Annotated in this window: 11 protein-coding genes and 2 tRNA genes; 8 read left to right on the top strand and 5 right to left on the bottom strand. The window is 67.5% G+C overall.

All coding sequences use genetic code 11. The annotated features are described in order from the left end of the window. The first annotated feature begins 17 nt into the window (after window positions 1-17). Window positions 18-998 carry an aldose epimerase family protein gene (locus tag HH212_RS11950; protein WP_229217685.1) on the top strand — a complete coding sequence of 327 codons (981 nt, stop codon included), beginning with the start codon at window positions 18-20 and terminating at the stop codon, window positions 996-998. Between the two features lie 19 nt (window positions 999-1017). Here the strand turns inward: HH212_RS11950 and HH212_RS11945 are convergent, their stop codons facing one another. Then, the gene (locus HH212_RS11945; RefSeq protein ID WP_170202675.1) at window positions 1018-2088 is read right to left on the bottom strand and encodes a carbonic anhydrase; all 1071 of its coding nucleotides are present in this window, start codon (window positions 2086-2088) and stop codon (window positions 1018-1020) included. Window positions 2089-2252: 164 nt separating this feature from the next. Further along, entirely contained in the window at window positions 2253-2897 is a 645-nt protein-coding gene (locus HH212_RS11940) for a VTT domain-containing protein (RefSeq protein ID WP_170202674.1), read from the bottom strand. A gap of 175 nt (window positions 2898-3072) precedes the next feature. On the opposite strand from HH212_RS11940, the gene HH212_RS11935 reads away from it, so the two are divergent. From HH212_RS11935 to HH212_RS11915, 5 genes are all read left to right on the top strand, one after another. After that, window positions 3073-4002 carry a peptidylprolyl isomerase gene (locus tag HH212_RS11935; RefSeq protein ID WP_170202673.1) on the top strand — a complete coding sequence of 310 codons (930 nt, stop codon included), beginning with the start codon at window positions 3073-3075 and terminating at the stop codon, window positions 4000-4002. Between the two features lie 359 nt (window positions 4003-4361). Then, window positions 4362-6386 (top strand): DNA mismatch repair endonuclease MutL, encoded by a 2025-nt coding sequence (mutL, locus tag HH212_RS11930; RefSeq protein ID WP_170202672.1) that lies wholly within the window; start codon window positions 4362-4364, stop codon window positions 6384-6386. A 55-nt stretch (window positions 6387-6441) separates the two neighbouring features. Next, on the top strand, window positions 6442-7416 hold the full coding sequence (miaA, locus tag HH212_RS11925; RefSeq protein ID WP_170202671.1) for a tRNA (adenosine(37)-N6)-dimethylallyltransferase MiaA: 975 nt from the start codon (window positions 6442-6444) through the stop codon (window positions 7414-7416). A gap of 37 nt (window positions 7417-7453) precedes the next feature. Next, window positions 7454-7530, top strand: a tRNA-Met gene (locus HH212_RS11920). Between the two features lie 64 nt (window positions 7531-7594). Next, window positions 7595-7671, top strand: a tRNA-Met gene (locus HH212_RS11915). Between the two features lie 57 nt (window positions 7672-7728). Here HH212_RS11915 and HH212_RS27315 read toward each other — a convergent pair. After that, the gene (locus tag HH212_RS27315) at window positions 7729-8913 is read right to left on the bottom strand and encodes a M42 family metallopeptidase (protein ID WP_308633264.1); all 1185 of its coding nucleotides are present in this window, start codon (window positions 8911-8913) and stop codon (window positions 7729-7731) included. A gap of 64 nt (window positions 8914-8977) precedes the next feature. Here HH212_RS27315 and HH212_RS11905 point away from each other — a divergent pair, with 64 nt between their 5' ends. Beyond that, window positions 8978-9619: a glutathione S-transferase family protein gene (locus tag HH212_RS11905; protein ID WP_170202669.1), complete on the top strand. Its 642-nt coding sequence runs from the start codon at window positions 8978-8980 to the stop codon at window positions 9617-9619. A 13-nt stretch (window positions 9620-9632) separates the two neighbouring features. Here the strand turns inward: HH212_RS11905 and HH212_RS11900 are convergent, their stop codons facing one another. Next, complete coding sequence (locus tag HH212_RS11900) at window positions 9633-10571, bottom strand: LysR family transcriptional regulator (protein WP_170202668.1); 939 nt, start codon at window positions 10569-10571, stop codon at window positions 9633-9635. Window positions 10572-10685: 114 nt separating this feature from the next. Between HH212_RS11900 and HH212_RS11895 the strand changes: the two genes are divergently transcribed. Beyond that, on the top strand, window positions 10686-11852 hold the full coding sequence (locus HH212_RS11895) for a mandelate racemase/muconate lactonizing enzyme family protein (protein ID WP_170202667.1): 1167 nt from the start codon (window positions 10686-10688) through the stop codon (window positions 11850-11852). Window positions 11853-11874: 22 nt separating this feature from the next. On the opposite strand, the gene HH212_RS11890 is transcribed toward HH212_RS11895, so the two are convergent. Continuing rightward, a complete protein-coding gene (locus HH212_RS11890) occupies window positions 11875-12201 on the bottom strand; it encodes a putative signal transducing protein (protein WP_170202666.1) in 327 nt (108 codons plus the stop codon). Window positions 12202-12277: the final 76 nt, after the last annotated feature.

The raw sequence follows: 12277 nt of genomic DNA, 5'->3' as shown, positions 1-12277 counted from the left end.
CTGCTGAGGAGGATTTCGTGAGCGCGACCAATATCGAATTCGGGCAATTGCCCGCTCTAAAACTTCAGGCACCGGACGGCGCCGAAGCGATCATCACCCTGTATGGCGCCCACCTGGTGTCGTGGAAGGATGCGCCGGGCGGTGCCACGCCCGGCGTAGCGACGCCCGGCGTAGCGGCGGATGGCCCCGGCGCCGGGTCGGCTGCGCCTGCCGGCCAGGTTGGCGCCGTCGCGGCCGCGCCCGCACCGGGCGACCCGATGATGGTCGGCAGCGGCGATAACGTCACACCCGTCGCCAACGCCGGCGGCACCGCCGGCCAGGAGCGCCTGTTCGTCAGCAGCCTGTCGGCGCGCGACGGCGCGCGCGCGATCCGCGGCGGCGTGCCGGTGATCTTTCCCCAGTTTGCCGAACGCGGCGACGGCATGCGCCACGGCTTCGCGCGCGTCAGCACCTGGCGCGTGGCCGACAGCAGCGAACAGGATGGCGCCGCCTGCGCCACCTTGGTGCTGAGCCGCGAAGACCTGGCGCCGCAGCTGGCGAGCGCCTGGCCGCATCCGTTCGAACTCAAGCTGCACGTGACGATACGCGCGCGCGCGCTGACGCTGGCGCTCGAAGTGCGCAACACCGGCACCGCAGCCTTCCCGTTCGCGGCGGCGCTGCACACCTATTACCTGGTCGAGGACGTGGAAGCGGTGCGCATCGACGGCGTGCAGGCCGAGACCGTGGCGATCACCGACAAGCTGGACCAGATCTTCGAGCGCGTCGGCGACACCATCGGCTTCGACACCGGCGCCGACAAGCTGACGCTGCGCCAGAGCGGCTTCACCGACGCGGTGGTATGGAATCCGGGCGCGGTCGACAGCGCCGCCCTGGCCGACATGGAAGACGAGGAATACCGCCGCTTCGTCTGCATCGAACCGGCGCTGCTGGCGCCGCAGACGCTGGAGCCGGGCGGCAGCTGGCGCGGCGAGCACCACGTGCAGGTGTCGGCCGCCTGACAATCAATTCGAAAGGCGCTTAGTTCGATTCCTTGATCATGCGTCCCGCGCTCGGCTGCACCGGCCGCGCATTCAGCGGATACAGGCGCGAGAACAGCGCCATCTGGGCCGGCGACGCCTGCATCGGCTGCTTGAACACCAGGTACAGCACGCCTTCGGTGCAGGGCGGTTCGCTCAGCGAGCCCATGTAGGTGAAGTATTCGCGCTTGGCCGGCAGCGCATCCTTGGGGTCGATCACGATCGATGGGGATACCGTCTCGAATTTTTCCAGCGGCAGGTTGTCCCAGATGGTCTGCATCAGCGGATGCGGCTGGCCGCGCTCGAGCAGCACGGCGACGATCGCGATCTTGCCCTCGGCGCTGCGGTGCACCAGGTGCATGACCATTTCCGTGCCTTTGCCGTTGATCTTTTCTTCGGACGGACGGTGGAAGTGGAACTGTTCCAATTCATAGGTCTGGTTGCCGACCGTAATGAAATTGCCGCTGCCCACGGCCACCTGGATCGTGTGGCCGTTGTTGACCTCGTTGAACGAGGACGGGTGGTAGTCGAAGCTGATCTGTTCCAGGTTCACCTTGATGCCGTCGCGCAGGTCAATCGGCGACTGGCGGTTGCCGCTGCCGCACTTGGCCCAGCCATCGTTGATCTTCGACCAGTTGGCCGGACCCAGTTCGCCCTCGTAGGACCAGGCGGTGCCGCGCCTGGGTGCGCTGGCCAGGGTGGCGGCGGCGATGGCGGCGGCGGCGCTGGCCTGCTCTTCCTGCCTGCGCTTGACCTCGGCTACCTTCTTGGCGCGCACGGCGGCGGCGGCGCGGCTCTGCTGGCGTTCGCGCAGTTCGGCCAGGCGCTCGGCGATCTTGGCCGACAGGGCGACTTCGGCATCGTCTTCCTTGTCGCTCGAGGCAGCCGGTGCGGCGGCTGCGGCGGGTTCGGGTTTCTTCGTCTGCGCGGCGGTCTTGGCGGCGCCGGACGGGATCGACGCGGAAGCGGGTTTCGACAGGGAGGCCGCGAGCTTGGCCGCGGCGGCGGGATCGTTCGCGCTTGCGCTCAGGACGACGCAGCAGCAAGCGAACAGGGCGATCAGGTTACGCATGGGATTCCAGTATTCAAGCACTCCCCTGCTTTAACGGCGTTACCGCAAGTAAACTTGAGGGTGTGCAAGTTCCGATTTTGCCGGATCGTATCGCCCTCGCATCGGCCGCGTAAATGCACAGCGCGCCGTCGTGCGGCGCGCTGGCAAACGGGCAAGATACCGGCTCAGCGGCTGAGCATGCGGCGTCCGACCTTGTAGATGCCGCCCAATGCCAGCGGCACCACGGCAGCGCCGACGCCGACCAGGACGATCGCGGTGAGATGGTCGCGCACCACCGGGATGTTGCCGAAGAAGTAACCGGCAGTCACCAGGCCCGCCACCCACAGCACGGCGCCGGTGATGTTGTACATCTGGAAGCGGGCATGGGTCATGTCCGAAATACCCGCCACGAACGGCGCGAAGGTACGCACCACCGGCACGAAGCGCGCCAGGATGATGGTCTTGCCGCCATGCTTTTCGAAGAAATCGTGCGTGCGGCGCAGCGCATCCTTGTTCAGCCAGCGGTAATCGTGGGTGAACACGCGATGGCCGATGGCCCCGCCGATATAGTAATTCAGGGTATTCCCGGTGACGGCGGCGGCGATGAGCAATGCCATCAGCAACGGATAACTCATTTCGCCGGTGGCGCAGAAGGCGCCGGCGATGAACAGCAGGGTGTCGCCCGGGAAGAAGAACAGCACGACCAGACCGGTCTCGCAGAACACGATGGCAAACAGCACCGCATACACATAGATTCCGTACTGGGCCAGCAGCATGCCCAGGGTTTTATCGACATGAAGTATCATGCCGAAAAATTGCATCAGATCCATAATCGTCCTAAATGGTAGCGCCGCATGATACCACCAGTCCGACCCGATAAAATCCTTCCGAGCGCAACTTAAGGAAGAGAATCGTCACTCCCTTGGAAGTTTCCTTCGGTCCTGCGGCAGATTACAATCGAATGTATCCATCATTCAATATTGTCAACGCCAAGGGAGAGCCCCCATGAAGGAAATCCGGATCATTTGCAAGGCAGTACTGCTGGGCGCATGCGCCGCCCTGGCGGCGGGCGCCGTCGCCGCCACCAAGTCCGGTGAATTGCCGCCCAAGCCCAGCGTTGCGGACATCGTCAAGGCATCCAGGCCGGGCGACTGGCGTGCGCTCGATCCGGACAACACGCTGTACATGGACACCGCGGCCGGACGCGTGGTGATCGAACTGGCGCCGACCTTCGCTCCGAGGCACGTGCAGAATATCAAGGCGCTGGTGCGCGAGCATTATTTCGACGGCCTGGCGATCGTGCGCGTGCAGGACAACTGGGTGGTGCAGTGGGGCGATCCGAACGAGGACAAGCCCGATGCGCGCCCGGTCGGGAAGGCGCAGAAGACGCTCAAGGCCGAATTCACGGTCCCGCTCAAAAACGACACCCATTTCACCCGCCTGCCGGACAGCGACGGCTACGCGCCCCAGGCCGGCCACTCGAACGGCTTCCCGGTGGGACGCGATCCGAAGACCGGCGAGACCTGGCTGGCGCACTGCTACGGCATGGTCGGCGTGGGCCGCGACAACGACGCCGACAGCGGCGGCGGCACCTCGCTGTACGCCGTGATCGGCCCCGCGCGCCATCTCGACCGCAACATCACCGTGGTCGGCCGCGTGATCGCCGGCATGCCGCAGCTGGCCGCCCTGCCGCGCGGACCGGCGCCGATGGGCTTCTACGACAAGCCGGAAATGAACGTCGCCATCGGCACGGTCAAGGTCGCCGCCGACCTGCCGCCGGAACAGCGCAGCAAGTTCGACGTGATGCGCACCGACAGCGCCGCCTACCGCGCCGTGCTCGACGCCCAGCGCAACCGCGGCGGCCCCTGGACCAAGGTCGCCGCCGGCCACATCGACCTGTGCGCCGCCCCGATCCCCATCCGCGAACAACCCTGACATCCTTCAAACCGGGGTCAGAGCCCGATTCTTGGCAACTTCTCCCAAGCAAAAGCCCAATTCGGGGTCAGAGCACTTCAAAGCTGACATTCGGGGTCAGAGCACTTTTAAAGGTAAGTGTATGCGTGCAAGCGAGTCGCCGCTTTCCCAGGGCGTCGAGGTAGGCTGGCCCAGTACCGCGGCAACCATACGCGTGTCAGCGGCTTTTGCTCTGCCCCCGAATCGTCAGCAAATTGTGCTCTGACCCCGAATTGAAGCAGGGTCCCAAAGGAAATTGCCAAAAATCGGGCTCTGACCCCGGTTTGGGGAAAATCAAACAAGCGCAGTGGGTGCGGAAAGGCCGGGCTATAATGTGCCGGATGAACGCTCCGGTACTTACCCATCGTCCGATCCAGCAGCTGCCCGATCAGCTGATCTCGCAAATCGCCGCCGGCGAGGTGGTCGAGCGGCCGTCGGCGGTGGTGAAGGAGTTGCTGGAGAATGCGCTGGATGCCGGCGCCACCCAGGTCACGATCCGCCTGGAAGAAGGCGGCGTCAAGCGCATCGCCATCACCGACAACGGCCGCGGCATCCCGCCCGAAGAGATGCCGCTGGCCCTGGCGCGCCATGCGACCTCGAAAATCGCTTCGCTGACCGACCTCGAGAACGTCAATACGCTCGGCTTCCGCGGCGAGGCGCTGGCCTCGATCGCCTCGGTGGCGGCGGTGTCGATTACCTCGCGCACCGCCGGCGGCGCCCATGCCTGGGAGATCGTCGGCTCGCACCAGGGCACGGTGTCGCCCTCCTCCGGCGTGCAGGGCACCACGATCGACGTGCAGGACCTGTATTTCAACACGCCGGCGCGGCGCAAGTTCCTGAAATCCGAGCAGACCGAATACGGCCACTGCGCCGAAGTCGTGCGCCGCATCGCGCTGGCGCGGCCGGACGTGTCGTTCAGCCTGACCCACAACGGCCGCACCATCGACCACTGGAACGTCAGCGAGGCCGCCAAGCGCAGCGCCCAGATCCTGGGCGGCGATTTCGCCGAGGCGCGCCTGCACCTGGACGAGGCCGCCGGCCCGCTGCGCCTGCACGGCTACGCCGGCTTGCCGACCGCGTCCAAGGCGCGCGCCGACAGCCAGTACTTCTATGTGAACGGCCGCTTCGTGCGCGACAAGCTGCTGGTGCACGCGGTCAAGGCGGCCTACGAGGACGTGCTGCACGGCGACCGCTTTCCCTCCTACGTGCTGGCGCTGGAACTCGATCCGGCGATGGTCGACGTCAACGTGCACCCGTCGAAGATCGAAGTGCGCTTCCGCGACAGCCGCGCGGTGCACCAGTTCGTATTCCACGCGGTGCAGCGCGCGCTGGCGCAGACCTCGGCCACCGCCCACGGCAGCGCGCCGGCGCCGGTCAGCGCGGCCGAGATCGCACCGTCCGGCGGCGCGCTCGGACGCGGCTTCGGCGGTGGCGGTATTAGCGGCGGCTCCGGTGGCGGCGGTAGCGCTTCAGGCGGTGGCAGCAGCGGCAGCGCCTGGCGCCGCCCGCACGAGCAGACCTCGTTCGGCGCCCAGCTCGGCGCCCCGGCATCGTCGACTTTTTCGCCGTCGCCGTTCCCGCCCGGCAGCCGCTGGGACGCGCAAAGCGGCGGTGTTCCCCAGCGCACCGAGCACTATGGCGCCCTGTTCGCCTCCGGCGCCGCCGCGGCCGATGGCGCCGGCGCGTCCGGCAGCGCCGCCACGGCGGCGCGTCCGCCGGAAGTGCGCGAAGCCAGCCTGCCCGCGCCCACCCAGCCGGCCTCCGACGACGATTTCCCGCTCGGCTTCGCGCTGGCCCAGCTGCACGGCATCTACATCCTGGCGCAAAACCGCAAGGGCCTGGTCTTGGTCGACATGCACGCCGCCCACGAACGCATCCTGTACGAACAATTGAAGAACGCGCTGGACGCCCAGGCCGAAGGCGAACGCATGCCGGTGCAGCAGATGCTGATCCCGGTGACCTTCTTCGCCGATGCGATCGAGGTCGGCACCGTGCAGGAACACGGCGAGACGCTGGCGGCGCTCGGCTTCGACATCGCCGCGCTGTCGCCGACCACGCTGGCGGTGCGCGCAGTGCCGGTGCTGCTGAAGAACGCCGACGCCCAGACCCTGGCGCGCGACGTGCTGCGCGACGTGCGCGAATACGGCGGCTCGCGCGTGCTGATCGAGCGCCGCAACGAATTGCTCGGCACCCTCGCCTGCCACACCGCGGTGCGCGCCAACCGCATCCTGGCCGCGCCCGAGATGAACGCCCTGCTGCGCCAGATGGAAGCGACCGAGCGCGCCGACCAGTGCAACCACGGCCGCCCGACCTGGGTACAGCTGGAAATCGGCGCGCTCGACAAGCTGTTCCTGCGCGGCCAATGACGCCGTCCGCCGATCGGCGGAGCCGCGCCCCCTCCGACATCACGTTCTCCATCACATGACACAGCAACACACCCCGCTGGCCGTGGCCATCATGGGTCCGACCGCGTCCGGCAAGACCGCGTCCGCCCTGGCCATCGCGCGCGCCATCCCGTCCGAGATCGTCTCGGTCGATTCGGCCCTGGTCTACCGCGGCATGGACATCGGCACCGCCAAGCCGACGCCCGACGAACTGGCCAGCGTGCCGCACCACCTGATCGACATCATCGACCCGCTCGACGCCTATTCGGTCATGCAGTTCCGCGCAGACGCGATCCGCCTGGTGGGCGAGATCGCCGCGCGCGGCAGGCTGCCGCTGCTGGTCGGCGGCACGATGATGTACTTCAAGGGCTTGAGCGACGGCCTCGACGACCTGCCCAGCGCCGACGCCGCCGTGCGCGCACGTATCGAGCTGGACGCCGCGCGCCTCGGCTGGCCGGCCCTGCACGCGCGCCTGGCCGGACTGGACCCGGCCACCGCGGCGCGCCTGGCGCCGAACGACGCCCAGCGCATCAACCGCGCGCTGGAAATCATCGAACTGTCCGGCCAGCCGATGTCGGCGTTGCTGGCCAGGCGCGAAAAGACGGCATTGCCGTTCCGCTTGACGTCGTTCGCGCTGGAGCCCTCGGACCGCGCGGTGCTGCACCGGCGCATCGCCCAGCGCTTCGAGCAGATGCTGGGCCGCGGCGACGACGACGAACAAGGCATCGTCGCCGAGGTGGCGCGCCTGCGCGCCCGCGGCGATTTGTCACCCAGCCTGCCGTCGATGCGCTGCGTCGGCTACCGCCAGTCCTGGGATTACCTGGACGGCCGCATCGACCGCGCCGCCCTGCGCGAGACCGGCATCGTCGCCACGCGCCAGCTCGCCAAGCGCCAGCTGACCTGGCTGCGCTCGATGCCGGAGCGCATCGTCATCGATTGCCTGGGCCCCGATCCAGCCGGGATCATGCTCGATCACCTGGCCGCACAACACGTGCAGGAGGGCCAGCCTTGACACTCGCCGTCCCGGACGGCATAATACTTTCCGTTCTGGTGATATAGCTCAGTTGGTTAGAGCATAGCATTCATAATGCTAGGGTCGGTGGTTCAAGTCCACCTATCACCACCAGGTTTCAAGCGGAATGGCTTGGCTCTGCAAAGGCTGGGCCATTTTGCTTTAGTGGCAGGACGTCGGTGATATAGCTCAGTTGGTTAGAGCATAGCATTCATAATGCTAGGGTCGGTGGTTCAAGTCCACCTATCACCACCAGGATACGAAAGCCGCCGGTTCGCGAGAGCCGGCGGCTTTTTCATTGTCGGATCATTGTCAACGGCTATCCGGCGTGAAGTCGCGGATCCGCTTCACCTCCCCCGCGTCCAGCTTCTTCAGCATCGACACGAGCAAGTCCACCATCTGGTCGAAATCCCGCCGGTTGAGGATGCCGTTGTGCGCATGCGTGTAGCGGATCGGCACCACCAGGTTCACGGTCGGCACGCCGCCGTTGCTCTTCTGGATCTCGGCCGAATCGTCACCGTAGCCCTGCACCAGGTCCAGTTGCAGCGGCAGCTTGCGCTCGCTCGCGGTCTGCTTGACGAAGGCGCTCAATTTGCGGTTCGGCAGCGCCGACGAGTCGTACAGGAAGATGCCCGGCCCGGCGCCCAGCTTCGCCTGCGTCTCTTCCGGGCGGCCCGGATACACGTCGCCGGTGATGCCGCCTTCGATCGCGATGCCGAGGTCGGGCTTGACCACGTCGGCCGCCGTATGGGCGCCGCGCAGGCCGATCTCTTCCTGGGTCGTGATCACCCAGGAAATCCGGTTCGGATGCGGCTCGTTCGCCAGGCGGCGCATGGCTTCCACCACCACCGCGCAGCCGACGCGGTCGTCCCAGGCCTTGCCGAGGTAGTTGTCGGTGCCGTTCAGGATTTCGAAGGGCGCGTCCGGCACGATCGGATCGCCCGGAGAAATGCCCAGCGCGCGCACCTCGGCTTCGCTGCGGGCGCCGACGTCGAGGAACAGGCCATCGCGCGCAAACACCCTGGTGCGCTCGTCGGCCGGCACCACGTGGATGTCGCGGATGCCGGTAATGGCCTTCACCGGCCCCTTGCTGCCGATGATCACCCAGCGCTTGTCGGGCAGCGCCTGGTCCAGCCAGCCGCCCAGCATCTGCATGGTCAACAGGCCGTTCGGGGTGATGCGACGGACCATCCCGCCTAGTTCGTCCATGTGGGCGTCGACCATGACGTGCGGCCCGTTCGATCCCTGGGTGGCGATGATGGATCCCATGCCGTCGTAGGTGAGCGAGGCGGCCAGCGGCTTCATCATCTCGACCAGCACCTTGCGCACCGGCTCCTCGAAGCCGGGCGGGCCGGCGGCGTCGGCGATTTTCTGCAGGGTCTCGACGGTGCGGTCGGGCGCGGCGGCCGCTGGGGCGGCGGCCGCGGTGGGCAGGGCGGCAGCGCAGGAAGCCGCCAGCAGGGCGATGGCGGCGGTGAGGCGACGGGCGTGGGTCACTGGGGATCTCGTTCTCATGGTGTTGGCGGCGTCATGGCGGCCGCGGCTTTGCTAGTATGCCATCATGATCACCATCCACCACCTCGGCCATTCCCAATCGGAACGCATCGTCTGGCTCTGCGAAGAGCTGGACCTGCCCTACCGGCTGGTGCACTACACGCGCGATCCGGCCACGCGCCTGGCCCCGCCCGAATTGAAGGCGCTGCATCCGCTCGGCGCCGCGCCGCTGATCGAGGACGGCGACCTGCTGCTGGGCGAATCGGCGGCGATCGTCGACTACCTGATCGCCAGGCATGGCGGCGGGCGCCTGAAGCCGGGCCCCGCGCAGCCGGATTACGCCGATTTCCTGTACTGGTTCCATTTCGCCAACGGCAACCTTCAGCCGGCGTTCATGCGCTACCTGACCGCCCGGCGCGCACAGCCGGCCGCCGACCACCCGGTCACGGCGGCGGCGCGCGAGCGCCTGGAACGGGTGCTGGCGCACGTCGACGCGCGCCTGGCCGGCGCGCCCTGGCTGGCCGGCGACGAATTCAGCGCGGCCGACGTGATGAGCGTGTTTTCGCTGACCACGATGCGCCTGTTCCAGCCGTTCGACCTGGCGCCCTATCCGCACATCCGCGGCTGGCTGCGGCGCGTCGGCGCGCGCCCCGCCTACCGCCGCGCGATGGCCGAAGGCGATCCGGACTTGGCACCGCTGCTGGATTGAGCCTGGGCGCCGTTCACGCTGCGGGAGGCAGCGCCGAGGACGGCGCCGCCGCGGCGAAATGCTCGACCAGGAAATCGATGAAGGCGCGCGTGCGCGCCGCCTGGTTCCTGCGGTTCAGGTAGACCACGAACAGGTCGGCCGACGGCAGCGCATACTGCGGCAGCACGATCTTCAGGCGCCCGCTCTCGACGTAGCGCGCCAGGTCCCACTCCGAACGGATCAGGATGCCGTGCCCGTCCAGCGCCCAGCCGAGCACGATGTCGCCATCGTTGCTGGACAGCGCGCCGTGCACCTTGACGGTCCGGTCGTACCCGCCCTCCCCGCCCTGGCGGAAACGCCAGATGCCGTAGGCGTCGTCGTTCTGGCGGTGGACGATGCAGCGGTGGCGCGCCAGGTCGTCCAGCAGCGCCGGCGCGCCGTGCTGCTGCAGGTACCGCGGCGACGCGCACAGGAAGCGCCGGTTCGACAGTACGCGACGCGCGTTGAGGCGCTTGTCCGGCGGCGCGCCGAAGCGGATCGCCAGGTCGACGCCGTGCTCGGCCAGGTCGACCGGGCGGTCGGTGACGTCCATCTGCACCTCTACGCCGGGATGGCGCCTGGCGAATTCCGACAGCAGCGGCGCGATCGCGGTGCGGCCGAAGCCCAGCGTCGCATTCACCCGCAGCAGGCCGCGCAATTCATCGCCGCCCTTGCCTGCCACTTCGTCTTCCATGGTACGGATCGCCGCCAGGATACGGGTCGCGTGCGCCAGGTAGGTCTCGCCCTCGGCGGTGAGGCTGATGCGGCGCGTGGTGCGGTTTACCAGGCGCACGCCGAGGCGCGCTTCCAGCTGCGCCAGGCGCTTGGTGGCGGCCGGCGGCGTCAGGTCGAGCGCGCGCGCGGCCGCGGCCAGGCTGCCGTGGCGCGCCACCAGCACGAAGAAGGTCATTTCGGATGCGGCGTCGGTGTACATGAGGCGGATTGCTGATTCACTCCAGGTAAATAATCAATTCACTATTCGGGAATTATAGGCAGGAATACAGCGATTAAGCTAAGCGCTTTCCATCACCACCTTACCGAGACCGCCATGAAAATCGTCGACATCCGCGAACAGACCCTGCCGATCAGTTCCCCCATCCGCAACGCCTACATCGACTTCAGCAAGATGACGCTGAGCCTGGTCGCCGTGATCACCGACGTGGTCAAGGACGGCAAGCCGGTGGTCGGCTACGGCTTCAATTCGAACGGCCGCTACGGCCAGGGCAAGCTGATGCGCGAGCGCTTCATCCCACGCATCCTGGAGGCCGCGCCGGATTCGCTGCTCGACGACAGCGGCGCGAACCTCGACCCGCACAAGGTGTGGGATGCCATGTTCACCAACGAAAAGCCGGGCGGCCACGGCGAGCGCTCGGTGGCCATCGGCACCATCGACATGGCGGTGTGGGACGCGGTCGCCAAGATCGCCGGCAAGCCGCTGTTCCAGCTGCTGGCAGAACGCTACGGCAACGGCCGGCCGCAGCGCGAGGTATTCGTGTACGCGGCCGGCGGCTACTACTATCCGGGCCAGGACCACGGCAAGCTGAAGGACGAGATGCGCAGCTACCTCGACCGCGGCTACACCGTGGTCAAGAAGAAGATCGGCGGTGCCTCGCTGGACGAGGACCTGCGCCGCATCGATTCGATCCTGTCGGTGCTGCAGGATGGCCAGAAGCTGGCGGTGGACGCCAACGGCCGCTTCGACCTGGACACGGCGATTGCGTATGCCAAGGCGCTGTCGCAGTACGACCTGTTCTGGTACGAGGAGGCCGGCGATCCGCTCGACTTCGAGCTGCAGGCGACGCTGCGCAACTACTACGACAAGCCGATGGCGACCGGCGAGAACCTGTTCTCGATGCAGGATGCGCGCAACCTGGTGCGCTACGGCGGCATGCGCGCCGACCGCGACTGGCTGCAGTTCGATTGCGCCCTGTCGTACGGGCTGGTGGAATACCTGCGCACGCTCGACATGCTGCACCAGCACGGCTGGTCGCGCAGCCGCTGCATCCCGCACGGCGGGCACCAGATGTCGCTCAACATCGCGGCCGGCCTGGGGCTGGGTGGCAACGAATCCTATCCGGACCTGTTCCAGCCCTTCGGCGGCTTCCCGGACGGGGTCAAGGTCGAGAATGGCTTCATCACGATGCCGGACCTGCCTGGCATCGGCTTCGAGGGCAAGGCCGACCTGTACCGCGAGATGCAGAAGCTGTCGGCATAGTTGCGTCGTTCCCGCGCGGCCGTCAGGCGCCGCTCACGTCGGCGTCCTCGTCCAGCGCGAACTCGCCGCGCTGGAACGCGTCCAGCGCGGCCTGCGCCTGCGCCAGGCAGTCGTCCGGCACCAGGATGCGCACCCCGCCCAGGGCCGGCGCGAGCAGCAGGTCGGTCTGCACCAGGTTGGCGTCGGCCAGCACCGCCGGGATGCCGGCGGCGACCAGGCAGCCGCAGACCAGGTTCGCCTCCATCGGCACCAGGTAGCGCGCCACTTCGACCATGTCGCGCTCGGGCGCCCGGGTCGCGTCGGCTGCGCCGGACAGGCCGGCGTCGAATGCATTGCTCGCATGTTGCATGGGGCCTCCAGGATGGTTCAAAGATCGCCGGCGACGCCCGGCCGCCGTGCCGCGATCTTACCTCGGCAGTGGCGCC

This window comes from Massilia forsythiae, from assembly GCF_012849555.1.
Taxonomy (GTDB): domain Bacteria; phylum Pseudomonadota; class Gammaproteobacteria; order Burkholderiales; family Burkholderiaceae_D; genus Telluria; species Telluria forsythiae.
The sequence above is the reverse complement of the archived record's forward strand: the minus strand, read 5'-3'. Positions and strand labels throughout refer to the sequence as shown.

Excerpts from the sequence above, each read along its gene's own strand:
- HH212_RS11945 (WP_170202675.1), bottom strand. The coding sequence starts at position 2,088 with ATGCGTAACCTGATCGCCCTGTTCGCTTGCTGCTGCGTCGTCCTGAGC.
- mutL (WP_170202672.1), top strand. The coding sequence starts at position 4,362 with ATGAACGCTCCGGTACTTACCCATCGTCCGATCCAGCAGCTGCCCGAT.
- HH212_RS11905 (WP_170202669.1), top strand. The coding sequence starts at position 8,978 with ATGATCACCATCCACCACCTCGGCCATTCCCAATCGGAACGCATCGTC.
- miaA (WP_170202671.1), top strand. The coding sequence starts at position 6,442 with ATGACACAGCAACACACCCCGCTGGCCGTGGCCATCATGGGTCCGACC.
- HH212_RS11935 (WP_170202673.1), top strand. The coding sequence starts at position 3,073 with ATGAAGGAAATCCGGATCATTTGCAAGGCAGTACTGCTGGGCGCATGC.
- HH212_RS11900 (WP_170202668.1), bottom strand. The coding sequence starts at position 10,571 with ATGTACACCGACGCCGCATCCGAAATGACCTTCTTCGTGCTGGTGGCG.
- HH212_RS11940 (WP_170202674.1), bottom strand. The coding sequence starts at position 2,897 with ATGGATCTGATGCAATTTTTCGGCATGATACTTCATGTCGATAAAACC.
- HH212_RS11895 (WP_170202667.1), top strand. The coding sequence starts at position 10,686 with ATGAAAATCGTCGACATCCGCGAACAGACCCTGCCGATCAGTTCCCCC.
- HH212_RS11890 (WP_170202666.1), bottom strand. The coding sequence starts at position 12,201 with ATGCAACATGCGAGCAATGCATTCGACGCCGGCCTGTCCGGCGCAGCC.